Source organism: Streptomyces sp. C1-1 (assembly GCF_050214755.1).
In the GTDB taxonomy this organism is placed as follows: Bacteria; Actinomycetota; Actinomycetes; order Streptomycetales; family Streptomycetaceae; genus Streptomyces.
On the sequence record NZ_CP189826.1, the window covers coordinates 5,246,020 to 5,265,417 of the forward strand.

Here is a 19,398-nt window from a genome sequence, read left to right on the forward strand (position 1 = left end):
AGTGCCGCGTAGGCGCCCGTCCGCCCTGCGGGGCGAGCTGCCCGTCCGCCCTCCGCGGCGGCGCCGGTACCCGTCCATCGACCGTCTTTCGGGATCGTGCGCGGCCGACCTGCGTCGGCTGGAGCGGACCCGCTTCTGGCCCGAGGCCACCGAAGAGGCCTTCTGGCACTGGAACGCTCTCGCCCATGGCCCGCTGAGGCGGCTCGTGGACCCACCCGTCGGTGTTGACTGCGGCATCCCCGAGTGCGGGTGCTACGGCGCAGGCTTCCGCGGGCAACTCGAAGCGGTGCTGCACGCACTGCCCAAGAAGAGCGCGCGTGAGTTGCGCGTCCTCGTGCGTGCCCTCGACGAGAAGATCCTTTCGAGGGCCGCGGTCATTCCGGCCGACAGCCTGGACGTGCCCTGGTGGTCGGGCCGGTTCTAGGACCGGTCCTGCTCGGCCGGCGTGCGGTCGTGTGGGTGCGGGTCCCGTACCCGGAAGCCGTGCAGCACGATGCGGCTCGCGTCGACGTCGTCGGGCTCGGGCATGCCCTCGATGACGAACCCGCACAGTGCGCGCAGCGCGTCCTCGCCGAGCTCCAGCGGATGGAAGGGGAGCGGGTACGGCTCCTCGTCCTCGTCGGGCCAGGGGACGACCGGGTTCGGGCCCTACTTCAGGGCGACCGCGTCTCCCGACGCCGTCGCCGGGCTGGTGGTGCCCGTGCCGGCGAAGTGCCAGCGCCAGGTGCCCGAGGCGTTCGCCGTGGTGGTCGTCCTCAGCTTGCCGGCGCTGTCGGTGGTCACCGTCTTGACGGTGGTGTACGTCGAGGAGCCGGACTTCTTGAACTGCAGGGCCACCTTCTGCGCGGCGAAGCCGGTGTAGGTGTTGGTGTTCCAGTCGGCCCGGGTCAGGGCGCCGGTCACCGTCAGCGTCCCGCCCTTGGCGACCGGTTCGGGCGTCGCCTGGGTCGTCGTCAGCTTGGCGTACCGCTTGATCTTCATCGTGGCGCTGCTGTCGAGCGTGTAGTAGTCGCCGTCGTAGGCGGCCGCCTCCATGTCGAGGTGCCAGGTGCCGGCCGAACTGTTGCGGAGGTCGGCGTAGTCGGTGCGGTCGGACTCCAGGCTGTACGACCAGGCGCACTTCATGGTCGTGGACGTGGGGCGCGTGCAGGACACCGACTTCGCGTACTGGATGCGGCCGTCGGCGCTCACCAGTTTGAGGCCGGCCATCATCCGGATGCCCGAGTCGTCCTTGGCGGTGGCTGTGACGGACAGCGTCTGGGGCTCGCTGATGCCCACGTTCACGGTGGTCCTGCTGAAGGCGACCGAGGTGAAGACGGTGTCGCCCTTGTGGTCGTCCGCCTGCGCGGTGGGCGCGAGGAGGGCGAGCAGCGCCAGGCTGCCTGCGGTGGCGGCCGCGGCCGTACGGATGTGCATGGTTCTCCCGGGACGGTGAGCCGGGTCTCCGCTGTCGGAGCTCCGGGCGTGCAGAAGACCATCGGCGTGGGGGATTGGTTGTAGGGGCGTGCGGGAGGGGCCGGTGCCGTCTGTGTGCCGTCCGTGCGCTACGGTGGCTCGCTTTTGTCGTGTACACCTATGGGGGGTTTGATGCGGCGAACCGCAGCGGCCGCGAGCGTCGTCACCGTGCTCGTGCCGCTTCTCCTGGCCGGCGCCTCGGATGCGTCGGCCGTGACCAAGGGGTCTCTCACCGTCAGGACGCTGGACCGCGCCGGCAAGGCCGTCTACGCGCAGGTGGCGGTCTACAACACGAAGACGAACGACTTCCGTTACATCGACGGCAACAAGAAGGTCTCGCTGCCCAACGGCACGTACGAGCTGGTCACGTCCTTCACCGGGGGCAACGGTGAGGACGGCATCGTGGGCGGCCGCACCGTGAAGGTCTCCGGGGCCACGACGACCACGTTCGACGCCCGCAAGGGCCGCGCGGTCAAGGTCTCGCTCAGTCCCGGCCCGGGCGGTGGGTACGACCACGGCGTCACCGCGGCCGTCTGCGCCACCGACAACAGCCCCGCCGCCATGAGCATTTCGGCGTCGTCGGGCGATGTGTACGCCATCCCGAACAGCAGCAGGGCGTACGAGCTGGCCTACGGCACCCTCTACGAGCCGCGGTCGACGACCGGCGGGGACTTCTGGCTGGCGTCCGCCACGCACAGTCGCGGTGTGCCGTCCGGGGTTTCCGCGACGCTCAGGGCATCGGGGCTGACCACCCTGAAGGTGTCCGCCCGTTCGGGCACCGACAGCGGACAGGCGCGGTTCTCGTTCAACGGCGAGAGGACGGACAGCGGCGTCGACTGCGAGGCGGAGATCGACATCCTCGACTTCGAGCGGGACCTGCCGGCCTCCTTCGGCGTCCACGTCCCGGCCGGCAAGTGGGACGTGGGCCAGCAGGGCCACGACTTCATCTACAGCGGATTCCGCAAGTACGCGGCGGGCAGGACGACTTCGCTGTCCCTCGGGCACGCGGTCTGGGGACCCGGCGGGCACCTGCCGTACACCTGGTACCACCAGCTGTACTTCGGCAACGACAACCCGTTCGCCGACCCGAAGTTCACCGGCGGCGGGGTCCTCGCCTCGGGAACCCTGAAGCTGACCCACGCCGGCAAGACGCTCTACAAGCGCAGCTACACCCCGTCGCAGGAGCTCGACGCGACTCCCCGGATCCCGGGTTCGGGCTGGTACACGGTCACCGAGACCGCACATCGCGGCGGGCTGCCGGCCGGCTCGCTGTCGACGTCCTCCAGCCTCTCCCTGCACTTCTACGCCGACGCCGGCAAGAACCAGCAGATCCGGGACTACATCACCCGGTTCTGGCCGGAGGCGCTCGACTCCCGCAACAGCGCGGCGGCCGGGTCGACCACCACCGTCGACCTGGGCATGCAGCGCCTGGGCACGGACGACAGCACGATCGGCCGGCTGTCGGACGGCGTGAAGTCCGTACGCGCCTGGTACACCACCGACAACGGCTCGACCTGGCACGCCACCGCCGCGAAGCTGTCCGGCGGCAAGTGGACGACCACCGTCCACAACCCGGCCTCCGGGCGCGTCGGCCTGCGCTCGACGGTCACCGACACCCACGGCGACAGCTCCACGACGACGGTTTACAACGCGTACGCCGTGGGCTGAGCACACCTCGGCCCCCACCACCCGAAAGGCCCCGGCGAGTGCCGGGGCCTTTCGGGTGCACGGCCGCCGTCGACCGGGACGGTGATACTCGGGGGATGACTGCCGTGCCCCCCGTCTCCGAGTCGCGTCGCCGGCTGCTCGCCGACGTACTCGCCGCAGGCACTCCGTACCGTCTCGCGCTCGCGGATGATCACGCCTTCCACGCGCACGGCCTGGCCGGCCGTCCAGGCCGGGACCTTGAAGTCGCCACGGAGCACGCCGAGGACATGGGGCGGATCGTGGCCGTGCTGCGGGCGGGGCTGTGGGAACGGGGCCGGCAGGCCGGGGCGTGGGAGACGGGTCCACTGTCCGCACGGCTGATCGTCACCGACCCGGACAGCGGGGAGGGGTTCGAGGTGGGCGTGGCCAAGGAGGTCCTGTGGCGACCGCCGGTGCGGACCGGGTACGGCCTCGCCCTGTCCCTGGAGGACGCCGTCGGCATCAAGGTCCGGTCGCTGGCCGAGCGGGGACTGGTCGGGGACCTGATCGGCGTCCGGGCCGCCGCGCACCGGTGGAGCCTTCCCGAGCTCGAGGAACTCGGCCGCCGTCACGCCCCTGACGGCTTCGACCTCGGCGACCTCCGCATGCGCCTGACCGGCACGGACTGGATCGATGACACCGACTTCGCCGTCCACGGCCTCGACGCGGCCGCGATCGAAGAGCTGCGCCGGTGGGCCCAGGGGTGGGCGGACGAGATCGGGGAACAGTTGTGCGAGGCGGGAGCGCCGGAAGAGGACTGACGCCCCGACGGGCGGGCCGCGCCCGCTCAAGCCGTCGTGTCCGCCAAACGGTGGAAGGCACGCGTGGTGCGGGGGTGGGCGAGCTCGTCCAGCAGGTGGCGCCACTCGGGGTCCGGGGTGTCCGGGTGGGCCTGGTCCCAGGCGATGAGAAGCGGGGTGAGCTCGCTCTCGGGTACCTCCTGGCTCGTACGGGCCTCGTGGGCAACCGACTCGCCGTGCTGCTGGGGCTTCATGAAAGGTCTCCGTCCTCGAAGGTTGGTTTCCGTCCTCGTTCTACGATGCCGCCCACCGCCGACCCCCACCATGAGGTCCCCTACCGGACCGGGGGTGCGGCCGACCACACCCCCGTGCGGGCCGTTCCCCCCCATGGTGCCTCAGCGGACGAAGGAGGAAGCCGATGAGCCGGAGGCGTTACGTCGCCAGAGGGGTACCCGGCGGCTACCGAATCTGGGACAACCACGGACGCCGCTGGTGGGGCGACCTCTACGAGCTGTGCCCCGACGACCTGCTCACCGAGCTCAACGGCGAGGCGAACAGCGAGCGCATCACGGCCCTGCTGAAGCGGTACCGGGCTCTGAGGCGGTGAGCACTGGTTTCCGGCGGCGGACGTGCCATCGCAGGCGGAGATCATCTGTGGGCAGAACTCCATGGCCGGTTCGGCGGGGGCCATCGTGCTCGGACCGCGTTGTCAGTGGCGTCTTCTACTCTCGTGAGTGATGGCACAGGCGTGGAAGTGCACGGGGCTGCGGTGGTCGGCGGATGGTCCTGTGCTGGTGTGGGACGGCGGGCGGCGCAGTGGGCTGACCCGGGGGAAACGCGTGGCCTTCGGGGTCGCGGACAGGGGTGTGCGGACGTGCGTGGGAGCGCGGGGGCATGTGTGTCCGGTGCGGGCGGCGGTGCCGGGGCGGAGTACGGGGGCGCGGTGCGAGGAGTGCGCGCGGCTGGACCGGGCGCACTCCGTGGCCGCCGACACGATCGCCGACGACCCGCGGCCGTACCGCGTATATCTGGCCTGGTTCGGTCCCGGCATGGTCAAGGTCGGGATCACCGCCGAGGAGCGGGGCAGCGCGCGGCTGCTTGAGCAGGGGGCGGTCTGCTTCAGCTGGCTGGGGCTCGGTCCGCTGATGGCCGCGCGGCGCAGTGAGGAGTTGCTGCGGGCCGCGCTGCGGGTGCCGGACCGGATTCCGTACGCCGACAAGCGTGCCGTACGGTCCCGGCTGCCGGCGTCGGCGGCCGAGCGCGCGGCCGAGGTGGAGGCGCAGCACGAGCGGGCCGTGGGGCTGGCCGGCTGGCCCGAGTCGCTGGAGCGGCAGCCCTGCCGAGTCGTCGATCACGTCGGGGTGTTCGGGCTGGAGGGGCTGCCGGGTGCCGTCGCAGAGGTGAGCGAGCTGGTCGGTGGCGGGTGGGTGAGCGGGGAGCTGGTCGCCGCCGTGGGGCCGGATCTGCACCTCGACACCGCGCGGGGGGTGGTGGTGCTGGACACCCGGCTGATGACGGGGTGGGAGATCGTGCCGGCCGGGGAGGAGCGTGGGCTGACCGTTCCGGTCAGGGAGTCCAGGGAGGCGGCGGTGGGGGTTCAGGACGAACTGTTCTGAGGTGCCCTTTCCGCAGGGAGGTGGACGCGGCCGTGGTGCGGGGGTGATCGTTGGGGGGCCCGCCGCGCAGGGCCGACGGCGGGCGCTGTCACGGTTTCGAGAGGGCGCATGACTGGGACACCGACGCACACGGAAGCCGAGCCCGAGCAGGTCCGGCGGTTCTGGCGGCGGCTCGGGCTGCCGGGGATCGTCGACGTCCACACGCACTTCATGCCGGAGAGCGTGCTGCGGAAGGTCTGGGGTTACTTCGACTCGCTCGGGCCGCTCACCGGCGGGCTGGAGTGGCCGATCACGTACCGCAAGGAGGAAGACGAACGGGTCGCGCTCATCAGGGAGTTCGGGGTACGCGCCTTCACGGCCATGCTCTACCCGCACAAGCCGGGCATGGCGCGGTGGCTCAACAGCTGGGCCGTCGACTTCGCCGGACGCACGCCGGACTGTCTGCACACCTCGACTCTCTTCCCGGAGGCGGGCGTCGAGGACTACGTCCGGGAGGCGCTCGACGCGGGGGCACGGGTCTTCAAGGCGCACGTGCAGGTGGGGGCGTACGACCCGGCGAGTGAACTCCTCGACGGCGCTTGGGGGTTGCTCGCGGAGGCCGGGACACCGGTGGTGATCCACTGCGGGTCCGGGCCGGCGCCCGGCGCGTACACCGGGCCCGAGCCGATCGCGCGCGTGCTGGCCCGGCATCCCCGTCTGCGGCTGGTGATCGCGCACATGGGCATGCCGGAGTACGAGGACTTCCTCGACCTGGCCGAGCGGTACGGGGAGGTGCGGCTGGACACGACGATGGCGTTCACGGACTTCGCCGAGGAGCTGGCGCCTTTCCCGCGGCGGGCCCTGCCCCGGCTGGCGGACCTCGGCGACCGCATCCTGCTCGGGACCGACTTCCCGAACATCCCGTACCCGTACGTCGAGCAACTGCACGCCCTGGAGCGGCTGGGACTCGGTGAGCAGTGGCTGAGAGCCGTGTGCCATGACAACGGGGCGCGGCTGTTCGGGCTGTGAGGGCGTTCCCGGCCGGTCCCTCAGGCCGTGCACAGCAAGCCTTTACGCGCTGATGACCAGGGTCTGACCGATGATGGGGGCCGCCCCCCTGTCACCGCCGGGAAAGAGCTTCCCAGGGGTTCCCTGAGAGGCGCCTGTGCGTTTCTTAGGGAAATCACAGGTTGTCGAAAGGGCTCTCTCAGAGGGTCCCGACAGTGTGTCCACCATGACCACGACCTCGCCCCAGGGGCGCACCGAACTGCTGAGGCCAGACGGGAGCCCCGTCCGAGTGCTTGTGGTGGACGACGAACTGTCGATCACCGAGCTGCTGTCCATGGCCCTTCGCTACGAGGGATGGCAGATCCGGAGTGCGGGAGATGGCACGGGTGCCATACAGACCGCGCGGGAGTTCCGGCCCGACGCGGTCGTTCTCGACATGATGCTTCCGGACATGGACGGGCTGACCGTCCTCGGCCGCCTGCGGCGTGAGCTGCCGGACGTGCCGGTGCTGTTCCTGACCGCCAAGGACGCCGTCGAGGACCGTATCGCCGGGCTCACCGCCGGGGGCGACGACTACGTCACCAAGCCGTTCAGCCTGGAGGAGGTCGTCGCCCGGCTGCGGGGCCTCATCCGCCGCTCGGGTGCCGCCGACCGCCGTTCGGACTCCGTGCTGGTCGTGGGTGATCTGACGCTGGACGAGGACAGCCACGAGGTGTCGCGGGCCGGCGACTCCATCCACCTCACCGCGACCGAGTTCGAGCTGCTGCGGTTCCTGATGCGCAACCCGCGCCGTGTGCTCAGCAAGGCGCAGATCCTCGACCGGGTCTGGTCGTACGACTTCGGCGGGCAGGCCAATGTGGTCGAGCTCTACATCTCGTATCTGCGGCGGAAGATCGACGCGGGGCGGGAGCCGATGATCCACACCCGGCGTGGGGCCGGTTACCTGATCAAGCCCGCCGCGTCATGAGCGGGCGACGACGACCGCGTGCGCAGAAGCGACGTGCCGGTAAGCCGCGCACCCTGCGGACACGGCTCGTCGTCGCGTCCGTGATGCTGATCGCGGTGGTGTGCGCGGTGATCGGCACGGTGACGACGCTGGCGCTGCGGTCGCATCTGTACGACCAGCTCAGGGACAAGGTGCGGGACGTTTCCAGCCGCGCGGCTGGGATGCCGCCGGGTCTGATCAAGGACGTGCAGCCCCGGGGGTCCACTGCCGGAAACGGCCGGGCCTCCAGCAATGAGATCGCCGGCTCGGCCACGGGCGCCGCCGACCCCGTGGGCACGGTCAAGATGGACGACTTCGTCACGCGCGGCCCTCAACCGCAGGGAACCCTGATCGCGAAGGTGGAGAAGGGGCGCATCAGTACTGGCAAGGTCGGTCAGAAGGACCCCACCAGCACCGACATCAACCCCATGGTGGCCAAGGACCTGAACAAGGCCCAGGAGAGCGCGCTCGAGACGGTCGCCCGGAACGCCCAGGACGATTCGTCACACATCGTCGAGATTCCCGGCCTGGGCACCTACATGGTCAAGTACGTCTCCGGTGACAAGGGTTCCTACTACGTCGGCATTCCGACCAAGGAAGCCGACAGCACTATCAACACCCTGATCCTCGTCGAAGTCAGCGTCACCGGGGCCGGCCTGGGCGCCGCCGTCATCGCCGGTTACGTCCTCGTCGGTGTCGCCACCCGCCCCCTCCGCCGGGTCGCCGTGACCGCGACCCGGGTCTCCGAACTGCCCCTGCACACCGGCGAGGTGAACCTCAGCGAGCGGGTCCCGGAGTCGGAGACCGACCCGCACACCGAGGTCGGCCAGGTGGGCGCGGCCCTCAACCGGATGCTGGACCACGTCCACGGCGCCCTGCACGCGCGCCAGCAGAGCGAGATGCGGGTACGGCAGTTCGTCGCCGACGCAAGTCACGAGCTCAGGACCCCGCTCGCCTCCATCCGGGGGTACGCCGAACTGACCCGGCGCGGCAGGGAGCAGATCGGGCCGGACACCCGGCACGCCCTCGGCCGTATCGAATCCGAGGCCGGGCGGATGACCCTGCTCGTCGAGGATCTCCTCCTCCTCGCCCGGCTCGACGCGGGCAGACCGCTCCAGTTCGAGCACACCGACCTCATCCCGCTGGTCGTCGACACCGTCAGTGACTCCCGCGCGGCCGGCATGGACCACAACTGGCGCCTGGACCTGCCCGACGAGCCGGCCCTGGTGTCGGCGGACGCGGCACGTATCCAGCAGGTGCTGGTCAACCTGCTCGGCAACGCCCGTAAGCACACCCCGGCGGGGACGACCATCACCGCGCGTGTGCAGCGGCGCGGGCCGTGGATGTGCGTGGACGTCGAGGACAACGGACAGGGAATCTCCCCCGAGTTGCTGCCGCACGTCTTCGAGAGGTTCGCGCGAGGCGACTCGGCGCGCTCCCGCGCCACGGGTTCCACCGGGCTCGGGCTCGCCATCGTCCAGGCCGTCGCGACCGCGCACGGCGGTGCCGTGACCGTGGACAGCGTTCCCGGACGGACCGTGTTCACCGTGCATTTGCCGGCTCTTGCCCCGGTGGCCCCTCGCCCGGCCCCCGAAACGAACTGGCAATCGCACTCACAGGCACAGCACAGTGCCAGCACATGGGTGCAACAGGGCACTTGACCAGAGTCGTTTCCATGCGAACCGACTCTTCTCCCGGCACCCTGCCGGCGCGGGAGCACCTCCCGGCCGGCGACGCCGGTACGCCTGTCCTGGACGTAGTGATCCCCGTCTACAACGAGGAGAAGGACCTCCAGCCGTGTGTGCTCAGACTGCACGAGCACCTCAAGCGCACGTTCCCGTACGCGTTCCGCATCACCATCGCGGACAACGCGTCCACAGACACCACCCCGCTGGTGGCGGTGCGGCTGGAGGCGGAGATCCCCGAGGTCACCAACTTCCGCCTGGAGCAGAAGGGGCGGGGCCGGGCCCTGCGGACCGTGTGGTCCGCCTCGGACGCGCCGATCCTCGCCTACATGGACGTGGACCTGTCCACCGACCTCAACGCCCTGCTCCCGCTGGTGGCCCCGCTGATCTCGGGCCACTCCGACCTGGCGATCGGATCGAGGCTCGCCCGCTCCTCCCGGGTGGTGCGCGGCCCCAAGCGGGAGTTCATCAGCCGCACGTACAACCTGATCCTGCGCGGCTCGCTGCAGGCCCGCTTCTCGGACGCGCAGTGCGGGTTCAAGGCGATCCGGCGTGACGTCGCCCAGGCCCTGCTGCCGCTGGTGGAGGACACCGGCTGGTTCTTCGACACCGAGATGCTGGTGCTCGCCGAGCGCGCGGGCCTGCGGATCCACGAGGTTCCCGTCGACTGGGTCGACGACCCCGACTCCACCGTGCACATCGTGAAGACGGCGACCGACGACCTCAAGGGCGTGTGGCGGGTGGGCAAGGCCCTGGCCACGGGAGCCCTGCCGCTGGACCGGCTCACCCGGCCGTTCGGGGACGACCCGCGCGACCGTGACGTCGAGGACGTGCCGAAGGGGCTGGCCCGCCAGCTCGTCGGGTTCTGCGTCATCGGCGGTCTGTCGACCCTCTTCTACCTGCTGCTCTACAGCGGCTTCCGGACCTTCTCCGGCTCGCAGGTCGCCAACGCGCTCGCGCTGCTGGTCTCCGCGGTCGCCAACACGGCGGCCAACCGGCGCCTGACCTTCGGGGTGCGCGGCCGGGGCGGCGCCGTCCGCCACCAGGCGCAGGGCCTCGTCGTCTTCGGTATCGGCCTCGCCCTGACCAGTGGCTCGCTCGCCGCCCTGAACGCCGCGAGCAGCGACCCTGCGCACTCCACCGAGCTGGCGGTGCTGATCGCCGCCAACCTCGCCGCGACCGTGCTGCGCTTCCTGCTCTTCCGCGCCTGGGTGTTCTCCGACCGGCGCGACGGCCTGCCGTCCACGGTGGTGGCCTCGCACACGCCGGAGCAGGGCCCGTCCTCGCCCACGTACGCGACAGCGGCGTACCCGCAGTACCGGCAGCAGCCGTACCAGCCGCTGCCGCAGCGGCCGGTCGCGCCGCCGAACCCGTACCAGAACCCGACCACCCGCTTCCGCGCCGGTGAAGTCGCGGACCGCAGCTGGGAGGACGCCACCATGCATCTGCAGCCGGTGCGTCCGACCGACACCGATCCGAGGGACTGACGATGACCATCCATGACCACCGGCCGACCCACCAGGAGGGCGACCCCGGTCCCTCCTCCTGGGGTCCGGAACCGACGACGGCGGTACGGGAGCCCGTGACGCCGTCGGCCGTGCGGGAGCCCGTGGCTCCGCCGGCCGCCCCGGCCCCCGGGGCCGGCGAGCCGAAGCAGCCCTTCGTCCACAGACTGTGGAGGGGCCGACCCGAGGACCCCCGCTGGGCCCGCCCGGCCTTCTGGGGCCTGCTCCTCGCCACCGGTCTGCTCTACCTGTACAACCTGAGCGCCTCCGGCTACGCCAACTCCTTCTACTCGGCTGCCGTCCAGGCCGGCAGCAAGTCCTGGAAGGCCTTCTTCTTCGGGTCGCTGGACGCGGGCAACGCCATCACCGTCGACAAGCCCCCGGCCTCCCTGTGGCCGATGGAACTGTCGGTGCGCGTCTTCGGTCTCGGCTCCTGGGCGATCCTGGTCCCCGAGGTCCTGATGGGCGTCGGCGCGGTCGCCGTCGTGTACGCGGCCGTACGACGCCGGTTCAGCCCCGGGGCCGGTCTGATCGCGGGCGCGGTGCTCGCGCTCACTCCCGTCGCGGCACTGATGTTCCGGTTCAACAACCCGGACGCGATGCTGGCGCTGCTGATGGCGCTCGCCTGCTACTTCGTGGTCCGCGGTGTCGAGGACGGCCGGACCAAGTGGCTGCTGTGGGCCGGTGTCGCGATCGGCTTCGCGTTCCTCGCCAAGACCCTGCAGGCCTTCCTGATCCTGCCGCCGCTGGCGATCGTGTACGCGGTCTGCGCGCCGGTGTCGCTGAAGAAGCGCCTCGGTCAACTTGCCGCCGCCACAGCCGCGTTGGTGGTCTCCGGCGGCTGGTGGGTGGCGATCGTCGAGCTGTGGCCGGCGTCGTCCCGCCCGTACATCGGCGGCTCGCAGAACAACAGCTTCCTGGAGCTGACCTTCGGCTACAACGGCCTCGGCCGCCTCAGCGGCGACGAGACCGGCAGCGTCGGCGGCGGTGGCGGAGGCGGCGGCACCGGGATGTGGGGCGCCACCGGCTGGAACCGCATGTTCAACTCCGAGGTCGGCGGCCAGATCTCCTGGCTGCTCCCGGCCGCGCTGATCCTGCTGGTCGGCGGTCTGGTGGCGACGCGGAAGCTGAAGCGGACCTCCGTGACCCGCGCCTCGTTCCTGGTATGGGGCGGCTCGCTGCTGATGACGACGATCGTCTTCAGCTACATGGCGGGCATCTTCCACCAGTACTACACCGTGGCCCTCGCCCCCTACATGGCGGCCGTGATCGGCATGGGCGCCGGGATCCTGTGGGAGAAGCGGACCGAGATGTGGGCCTCGCTCACCCTCGCCGGCGCGGTCGTGGCGAGCGCGGTCTGGAGCTACGTCCTGCTCAACCGCACCTCCACCTACCTCCCCTGGCTGAAGTACCTGATCCTCGTCGGCGGTCTGACCGCCGCGCTCGGCCTGATCTTCGCGGGCCGCGTCGGCCGGCAACTCGCCCTCGGGGCGGCGGCCGTGGGCCTGGCGGCCTCGCTGGCCGGCCCGACGGCGTACACCCTCAGCACCCTGCAGACGGGCCACACCGGTTCCATCGTGACGGCCGGCCCGGCCGGCGCGAGCATGATGGGCGGCGGCCCCGGCGGCGGTGGCGGCATGCGCGGCGGCTTCGGCGGCGGTGGCATGCCGGGCCAGCAGGGCCAGCAAGGCCAACGGGGCCAGCAGAACGGGAACGGTTTCCCCGGTGACGGGATGCCGGGCCAGAACCAGCAGAACGGCAACGGCAGCACCCAGAACCAGCGGAACGGCAACGGCTTCCCGGGCGGCGGCCGGATGGGCGACGGCGGCGGCATGGGCGGCGGCGGTGGCGTCGGCGGCCTGCTGAACGGCGCGAGCGTGTCCTCCCAGGCCAAGAAGCTGCTGGAGACCGACGCGTCCAGGTACACCTGGGTCGCGGCGGCCATCGGAGCCCAGAACGCGGCGAGCTACCAGCTCTCCACCGGCGAGCCGGTGATGGCGATCGGCGGCTTCAACGGCACCGACCCGTCCCCGACGCTGGCCCAGTTCAAGAAGTACGTGGAGGAAGGAAGGATCCACTACTTCATCTCGTCCGGCACCGGCGGCGGCATGGGCGGCAGCAGCAGCGGCACGTCCTCGCAGATCACCTCCTGGGTCGAGAAGACCTTCAAGAAGGTGACGGCGGGTTCGGCCACCTTCTACGACCTGACGCAGAAGGCGAGCGGCTGACCCCGAACACTGCCGTACACCGCACTGCTGTACACCGTATAGCGATAACTATACGGTGTACAGCATGTCCGCTTCCCCGGGTCACCCCCAACGCTGGCTGATCCTCGGCGTCATCTGTCTCGCGCAGCTGACCGTGCTGCTCGACAACACCGTCCTGAACGTGGCCATCCCCTCCCTCACCCGGCAACTGGGCGCCGACACCTCCGACATCCAGTGGATGATCAACGCGTACTCGCTCGTCCAGTCCGGCCTGCTGCTCACGGCCGGCAGCGCGGCGGACCGCTACGGCCGCAGGAAGATGCTGGTCGTCGGCCTCGTCCTGTTCGGCATCGGCTCGCTGGCCGCCGGCCTCGCGGACGGCACCGGCCCGCTGATCGCGGCGCGGGCGGGCATGGGCGTGGGCGGCGCGCTGCTGCTGACCACCACCCTCGCCGTCGCCATGCAGATCTTCCCGCCCGAGGAGCAGCCCAGGGCGATCGGCATCTGGGCGGCGGTCAACGCGCTGGGCTTCGCGGCGGGGCCGCTGCTCGGCGGTTTCCTGCTCGACCACTTCCGGTGGGGAGCGGTCTTCCTGGTCAACCTGCCGGTGGTGGCGCCGGCCGTGGTGGCCGTGGTGGTCCTGGTACCGGAGTCCAGGAGTCCCCGCGGCGACCGCCCCGACGTCCTGGGCGCGCTGCTCTCCACGATCGGCATGGCCTCGCTGGTGTTCGCGATCATCTCCGGTCCCGGGCACGGGTGGACGTCCGGGCGGGTGCTGTCGACGGCGGCCGTCGCGGTCCTGGTCCTGGGCGCCTTCGCGTACCGGGAGAGCCGGATCCCGTACCCCATGCTCGACCCGCACTTCTTCCGCGACCGCCGGTTCACCGGAGCGGTCACCGGAGCCGTGCTGATCACCTTCGGCATGGGCGGGGCGCTGTTCCTGCTCACCCAGCACCTGCAACTCGTCCTCGGATACGGCCCCCTCGAAGCGGGCCTGCGTACGGCGCCGCTCGCGCTCACCGTCGTCGCGCTCAACTTCTCGGGACTGACGGCGAAGTGGTCGGCCAGGCTCGGCACACCGGTGTCCATCGCGTCGGGGATGGTGCTGATGGCGGGCGGACTGGTCGCCATCGCCCTGCTGGATGCCGGGGGTTACGCCGGGACTCTGGTGGGGCTGCTGCTGATCGGTGCGGGCTGCGCGATCGCCAACCCGGCCATGGCACACGCGATCATGAGCTCGATCCCGCCGGAGAAGGCGGGGGTGGGGGCCGGGATCAACGGAACGCTGGCGGAGTTCGGGAACGGGCTGGGGGTCGCGGTGCTCGGGGCCGTGCTCAGTTCCTCCGGAGGGCTGGTGGAGGGCCTGCGGGCCGGGCAGTTGGTGGGGGCCGTGGCCGTGCTGCTGGGCGGGTTCCTGGCCGCGGCGTTGCTGCGACGGGCTCAGCGGGCAGACTCGGAGATGGCTGTTGCCCACTAGCCGGGTGGAGACCCGCGCCCCTCCGGGTCGGCTGCCTGCTGGCATGCTGATCATTGACCGGAAGATCGAGGAAGGTGCGCCATGGTGAAGGCGGCTGAGCGTGCGGCGCGGACCAGCGTCTGGCTGGAGGGCAAGGTGCGCCGAGGCGGTCGCGGCGGCCAGCCCTCCGGCCTCGACCGCGACCGCATCACCGAGGCCACCGTCCGTCTCCTGGACGCCGAGGGACTGGCCAAGTTCTCCATGCGCCGGCTGGCCGCGGAGCTGAACGTCACCGCGATGTCCGTCTACTGGTACGTGGACACCAAGGACGACCTCCTCGAACTCGCCCTCGACGCGGCCTTCGGCGAGCTGATCCTGCCCGATCCGGAGGCCGATGAGGACTGGCGGGACCAACTGCGCATGCTGGCAAGGGAGTACCGCTCCCTCCTGGTCCGCCACCCCTGGCTGTCCCCGCTGGCCGGCACGTTCCTCAACATCGGCCCGAACTCCCTCGCCTTCTCCCGGGTCGTCCAGCAGGTGATCCGGAAGACGGGCCTGCCCGTGCCCGGTCTCACGGGCGCCATCTCCGCCGTCTTCCAGTTCGTGTACGGCTTCGGCACCATCGAGGGCCACTTCATCGCTCGCTGCGCCACCGCCGGCATGACCCAGGACGAGTACTTCCGGCACGCGATGAGCGCGGTGACGCGGTCCCCGGAGGCCGCCGAGATCGTCAAGGAGAACGAGGAGATCATGGCGGCCCGCGGCGGTGACACGGTAGAGGAGATGCGGGACCGGGACTTCACCTTCGCCCTGGACCTGCTGGTGGCCGGGATCGAGGCGATGGTGGAACGGCCCTAGGCGTCCGGCGAGGCCAGTCGGGCCGGGAAACCGCCGGTCGCGACCGGGCCCCACCTCTCCGGCGTGACCCGGATGATCGACTTGCCCTGCTTCAGCATCGCCTCCCGGTACTCGTCCCAGTCCGGGTGCTCGCCGGCGATGTTGCGGTAGTACTCCACCAGGGGCTCGACGGACTCCGGCGCGTCGATGACCTCGGCCGTGCCGTCGACCTGGACCCACGGCCCGTTCCAGTCGTCGCTCAGGACGACGAGGCTGACCCGGTCGTCCCGCTTGGCGTTGCGCGTCTTGGCCCGCTCGGGGTACGTCGAGACGACGATCCGCCCCGAGTCGTCCACACCACAGGTCAACGGCGAGGCCTGCGGCCCGCCGTCGGCCCGCCGCGTCAACAGGATCGCGCGATGCCGGGGCCGTACGAAGTCCAGCAACTCGTCTAGGGAGACGGACGTGTTCGTAGCGATGTTCGGTGCCATGCCGCCAGCCTAGGCGTCCCGCCCCCGCTCAGCCTGTCCTCGCCGTGCCTACCCTTGCGGCAGGGACTCGCCCTGTACCGCCTGGACGTCCAGTTCCACCTTCAGCGTCGTGCCGATCGCCGCGATGCCCGCCTGTACCACCTGGTTGTAGTTCATGGCGAAGTCCTCGCGCCGCAGCTCGGTCGTGGCCCGGAAGGCGGCCCGAGTCCCGCCCCACGGGTCGGCGCCCGTGCCCAGGTAGGCCAGGTTCAGGTCGACCGGCCGGACGACCCCGTGCAGCGTCAGCTCCCCGTGCACCGTCCAGCGGTCCGAACCGGCCGCCGTCAGACCCGTCGACCGGTAGGTGATCTCCGGGAAGCGCTCCACGTCCAGGAAGTCCGGGGAGCGCAGGTGGTCGTCGCGCATGCCGTTGCCCGTGTCGATGGACGCGGCCCGGATCACCGCCTCCACGCTGGACTTCTCCACCTCGTCCGGGGCGATCTCGATCCGCGCCGAGAAGTCGGTGAAACGTCCGCGCACGCTGGAGATGCCCAGGTGCTGGGCGACCGCGGCCACGGACGAGTGCGCCGGGTCGACGGTCCACGGGCCGGGCGGCGGCAGCTCGGTGCCGCCCTGCCGCGCCAGCGTCACCGCGCCCAGCTCGGCCCGGCCACTCGCGGTGACGATCGCCGTGGAGGCGGCGGGCGCGTACCCGACGGCGGTGACGATCACGACGTACGGCCCGGGCGCCAGCGTCGTCGTGTCCCGCACGGCCCCCTCGGCGTCCGCCTCGGCGCGCAGCACCTGCGTACCGGTCATGTCGGTCACCGTGACGACCGCGTGCGACACGGCCCATCCGTCCCGCGTCCGGATCCTCGCGCTCAGTCCCATCCCGTTTTCTCCCTGCGGTGCAAAGTGGTCTCAAAGAAACCGGCCCGTGGCACCGGCCGCGCACCTCCGTCAAAGGCGCGCACACCGTCCGCCACGGGCCGGGGTGGTATCGAACGTAGGACCTGCTCGGCGAACCTGGTCTGGGCCGCGGGGTCTGGCACGCTCGTCTGCGGCGTTGTCGTCGGTCGCCGACTCCCCCCACTCTCGGCTTCGCTCGAGCGGGGGGACCCCCATCGCGTCGACTCTCTCCTCCGCCTCGCAGCCGCACGCACCAGACTCCGCTCACCGGCGACGAGATGCGCCGTCCGTCGAGGTCGGCCCGGCCGGCCGAGCAGGCCCTACTCGGCCGGGTGGGCCAGTTCGATGTCGTGGTCGTCGACGCCACGGCCGTTCACGGTGAGCGCGGTGGCGACCGGCGGGTAGCCCGTCGCGATGACCGTGTACTCGCCGCTGTTCAGGTCGGTGAAGGCGTACGCCCCGTCCGGCCCGGTGGTGGCGGTTCCGACCACGTTGCCGGCCGCGTCCACGAGGGTGACCCGTGCGTCGGCCAGCGGTCCGTGCGGCGCCCGGACGACGCCCTGGAGCTGGGCCCCGGAGTCCAGGTCGATCTCGATCCGGGTGACCCCGGTGCCGCCGACCTCGACGGGCAGCGCGCGCGGCCGGAACCCGGCTGCGTTCACCGCGACGGTCACGGCACCCGGCACCAGCTCCGCGAAGGAGAACTCGCCCTGCTCGCCGGTGTTGCCGGTGGCCAGCAGATCCCCGCGCACATCGGTCACGATGACCATCGCGTCCTTGACGGGCAGTGCGCCCTCGGCGGCCCGCACGACACCGCTCAGCCCGCTGGTGCCGCTGAGCAGGACGTCGTACGAGACCGGCTCGCCGTTCACCACGACGGTGGAGGCCTGCGGCTGGAACCCGTCGGCGGCGGCGATCAGGACGTAGGAGCCGACGCTCGGCGCGTCCACGGCGTAGGAGCCGTCGGCCTGCGTCACCGACCGGCCCAGCTGCCGCCCGGCCAGCGAGATCAGGGTGACGGCGGCCTGCGGGACGGGCGCACTCTCGTTGCCGCGCACGAAGCCGCGCACCGCGATGCCGCCGGACCCGGCCGGCTCCTCGGGCCGCGCGATGGTCGCCACGGCGGCGAGCCGCTGCGTGCCCTCATCGGCGGTCTCCGTGTCGGCGGCCACGGCCCAGCTCGGGACGTGCTCGGCGGCGGGAGCGGCGGGAGCCTCGGCGGCGACCGGGGCGGCCTCCGCGTCGGCCGGGGTCTCCGCCGCGCTCGCGGCCTGCGCCAGGGCGCCCTTGGTCCGCAGCGGGACCTCCTTGATGAACAGGGTGATCAGGAACGCGATGGCCGCGAGGGCACCGGCGATCATGAAGACGTCGGCGATGCCGTGGCCGTAGGCGCTCTCCATGAGGGTGCGGATGGGGGCCGGCAGCTTGTCCATGTCCGGAATGGTGTCCGTGGACGAGCTCGAGCCCGCCAGCGCGGCCCGGTACTGCGGGTCGAGGGCGGCGACGCCGTCCTTGACGTAGTGCGTGATCCGGTGGGCCATCACCGCGCCGAGGGCGGAGACGCCGACCGCACCGCCGAGGGACCGGAAGAAGGTGACCGTGGAGCTGGCCGAGCCGAGGTCGCTCGGGTCGACCTGGTTCTGCGTGCACAGCACCAGGTTCTGCATCATCATGCCGATGCCGAGACCCAGCAGGGCCATGAAGATCGACATCTTCCAGTAGGCCGTGTCGTACCGGATGGTGCCGAGCAGGCCCAGACCGGCCGTCACCAGGACGCCACCGCTGACCAGCCAGGCCTTCCAGCGTCCGGTGCGGGTGATGAACTGCCCGGAGACGGTGGAGGAGACGAACAGACCGCCGATCATCGGGATGGTCAGCACACCCGACATCGTCGGGGACTTGTCACGGGCCAGCTGGAAGTACTGGCTGAAGAACACCGTGCCCGCGAACATCGCGATGCCGACGAACATCGACGCCAGGGACGCCAGGGTGATGGTGCGGTTGCGGAACAGGCGCAGCGGGATGATCGGCTCGCTCGCCCTGGACTCGATCAGCACGAAGAGCGCGCCGAGCAGGATCGAACCGCCGACCATGCTGTACGTCTGCCACGACAGCCAGTCGTACTTGTCACCGGCGAAGGTGACCCAGACCAGCAGCAGCGAGACGGCGGCGGCGATGGCGGTGGCGCCGCCCCAGTCGACCTTGACCTCCCGCTTGACCACGGGCAGGTGCAGCGTTTTCTGCAGCACGATCAGCGCGATGACGGCGAAGGGGACGCCGACGTAGAAGCACCAGCGCCAGCCCAGCCACGACGTGTCGGTGATGACACCGCCGAGCAGCGGGCCGCCGACGGTGGCGACGGCGAAGGTGGCTCCGAGGTAGCCGGAGTAACGGCCGCGCTCACGCGGCGAGATCATCGCGGCCATGACGATCTGGGCGAGGGCCGACAGACCGCCGACACCGATGCCCTGGACGACACGGCAGGCGATCAGCATGCCGGAGTTCTGCGACAGGCCGGCCGCCATGGAGCCCAGGACGTAGATGACCAGGGCTATCTGGACGAGGGCCTTCTTGCTGTAGAGGTCGGCGAGCTTGCCCCACAGGGGAGTGGCCGCGGTCATCGACAGCAGGGCGGCGGTGACGACCCAGGTGTAGGCGGACTGGCCGCCGCCGAGGTCGCTGATGATGTGCGGCAGGGCGTTGGAGACGATCGTCGACGACAGGATCGCCACGAACATGCCGAGCAGCAGACCGGAGAGCGCCTCCATGATCTGCCGGTGCGTCATCGGGCCGTGCTCGGCGGAGCCTCCCCCGTGCTTGGCATGAGCCCGCACACCGGCTGGTGTGGTCGTTGCCATGG

17 protein-coding genes and 1 pseudogene are annotated in these 19,398 nt (G+C 70.9%); 12 read left to right on the top strand and 6 right to left on the bottom strand.

Annotated features, from left to right (window positions below):
• Position 1 precedes the first annotated feature (1 nt).
• Entirely contained in the window at positions 2-424 is a 423-nt protein-coding gene (locus ACQF4J_RS23960; protein ID WP_351563464.1) for a hypothetical protein, read from the top strand.
• On the opposite strand, the pseudogene ACQF4J_RS23965 reads toward ACQF4J_RS23960, so the two are convergent.
• Positions 421-636: pseudogene (locus ACQF4J_RS23965) on the bottom strand (DUF6928 family protein); the annotation flags it as partial. The gene ACQF4J_RS23960 and the pseudogene ACQF4J_RS23965 sit on opposite strands and share 4 nt — an antisense overlap.
• A gap of 12 nt (positions 637-648) precedes the next feature.
• Positions 649-1,416 carry a calcium-binding protein gene (locus ACQF4J_RS23970; protein WP_351563466.1) on the bottom strand — a complete coding sequence of 256 codons (768 nt, stop codon included), beginning with the start codon at positions 1,414-1,416 and terminating at the stop codon, positions 649-651.
• Between the two features lie 171 nt (positions 1,417-1,587).
• Between ACQF4J_RS23970 and ACQF4J_RS23975 the strand changes: the two genes are divergently transcribed.
• Positions 1,588-3,123 carry a hypothetical protein gene (locus ACQF4J_RS23975; RefSeq protein ID WP_427166784.1) on the top strand — a complete coding sequence of 512 codons (1,536 nt, stop codon included), beginning with the start codon at positions 1,588-1,590 and terminating at the stop codon, positions 3,121-3,123.
• A gap of 95 nt (positions 3,124-3,218) precedes the next feature.
• Positions 3,219-3,902: a hypothetical protein gene (locus ACQF4J_RS23980; RefSeq protein WP_351563470.1), complete on the top strand. Its 684-nt coding sequence runs from the start codon at positions 3,219-3,221 to the stop codon at positions 3,900-3,902.
• Between the two features lie 26 nt (positions 3,903-3,928).
• Here the strand turns inward: ACQF4J_RS23980 and ACQF4J_RS23985 are convergent, their stop codons facing one another.
• Positions 3,929-4,135 (bottom strand): hypothetical protein, encoded by a 207-nt coding sequence (locus ACQF4J_RS23985; RefSeq protein WP_351563472.1) that lies wholly within the window; start codon positions 4,133-4,135, stop codon positions 3,929-3,931.
• A gap of 164 nt (positions 4,136-4,299) precedes the next feature.
• Here ACQF4J_RS23985 and ACQF4J_RS23990 point away from each other — a divergent pair, with 164 nt between their 5' ends.
• The 9 genes from ACQF4J_RS23990 to ACQF4J_RS24030 all read left to right on the top strand — a co-directional run bounded on the left by ACQF4J_RS23990 (position 4,300) and on the right by ACQF4J_RS24030 (position 15,180).
• Positions 4,300-4,488, top strand: coding sequence for a hypothetical protein (locus ACQF4J_RS23990; protein ID WP_351563473.1), 189 nt, complete (start codon positions 4,300-4,302; stop codon positions 4,486-4,488).
• A 130-nt stretch (positions 4,489-4,618) separates the two neighbouring features.
• Positions 4,619-5,497, top strand: a complete 879-nt coding sequence (locus tag ACQF4J_RS23995; RefSeq protein ID WP_427166785.1) for a DUF2797 domain-containing protein — start codon at positions 4,619-4,621, stop codon at positions 5,495-5,497.
• Positions 5,498-5,605: 108 nt separating this feature from the next.
• Entirely contained in the window at positions 5,606-6,505 is a 900-nt protein-coding gene (locus ACQF4J_RS24000; protein ID WP_351802184.1) for an amidohydrolase family protein, read from the top strand.
• Between the two features lie 205 nt (positions 6,506-6,710).
• Positions 6,711-7,451 carry a response regulator transcription factor gene (locus ACQF4J_RS24005; protein WP_234491525.1) on the top strand — a complete coding sequence of 247 codons (741 nt, stop codon included), beginning with the start codon at positions 6,711-6,713 and terminating at the stop codon, positions 7,449-7,451.
• Positions 7,448-9,130 carry a HAMP domain-containing sensor histidine kinase gene (locus ACQF4J_RS24010; RefSeq protein WP_351563479.1) on the top strand — a complete coding sequence of 561 codons (1,683 nt, stop codon included), beginning with the start codon at positions 7,448-7,450 and terminating at the stop codon, positions 9,128-9,130. The genes ACQF4J_RS24005 and ACQF4J_RS24010 overlap by 4 nt, the downstream gene beginning before the upstream one ends.
• A gap of 14 nt (positions 9,131-9,144) precedes the next feature.
• Positions 9,145-10,641 carry a bifunctional glycosyltransferase family 2/GtrA family protein gene (locus ACQF4J_RS24015; protein WP_351563480.1) on the top strand — a complete coding sequence of 499 codons (1,497 nt, stop codon included), beginning with the start codon at positions 9,145-9,147 and terminating at the stop codon, positions 10,639-10,641.
• Between the two features lie 2 nt (positions 10,642-10,643).
• Complete coding sequence (locus ACQF4J_RS24020) at positions 10,644-12,887, top strand: glycosyltransferase family 39 protein (protein WP_427166786.1); 2,244 nt, start codon at positions 10,644-10,646, stop codon at positions 12,885-12,887.
• A gap of 64 nt (positions 12,888-12,951) precedes the next feature.
• Complete coding sequence (locus ACQF4J_RS24025; RefSeq protein WP_427166787.1) at positions 12,952-14,343, top strand: MFS transporter; 1,392 nt, start codon at positions 12,952-12,954, stop codon at positions 14,341-14,343.
• An 81-nt stretch (positions 14,344-14,424) separates the two neighbouring features.
• A complete protein-coding gene (locus tag ACQF4J_RS24030) occupies positions 14,425-15,180 on the top strand; it encodes a TetR/AcrR family transcriptional regulator (RefSeq protein ID WP_351802176.1) in 756 nt (251 codons plus the stop codon).
• Here the strand turns inward: ACQF4J_RS24030 and ACQF4J_RS24035 are convergent.
• The 3 genes from ACQF4J_RS24035 to ACQF4J_RS24045 form a co-directional block, all read right to left on the bottom strand.
• Positions 15,177-15,650: a PPOX class F420-dependent oxidoreductase gene (locus ACQF4J_RS24035; RefSeq protein WP_351563490.1), complete on the bottom strand. Its 474-nt coding sequence runs from the start codon at positions 15,648-15,650 to the stop codon at positions 15,177-15,179. The genes ACQF4J_RS24030 and ACQF4J_RS24035 overlap by 4 nt on opposite strands.
• Before the next feature lie 48 nt (positions 15,651-15,698).
• Positions 15,699-16,520 (bottom strand): YceI family protein, encoded by an 822-nt coding sequence (locus ACQF4J_RS24040; protein WP_351563492.1) that lies wholly within the window; start codon positions 16,518-16,520, stop codon positions 15,699-15,701.
• A 338-nt stretch (positions 16,521-16,858) separates the two neighbouring features.
• A complete protein-coding gene (locus ACQF4J_RS24045) occupies positions 16,859-19,396 on the bottom strand; it encodes an MFS transporter (RefSeq protein ID WP_351563497.1) in 2,538 nt (845 codons plus the stop codon).
• Positions 19,397-19,398: the final 2 nt, after the last annotated feature.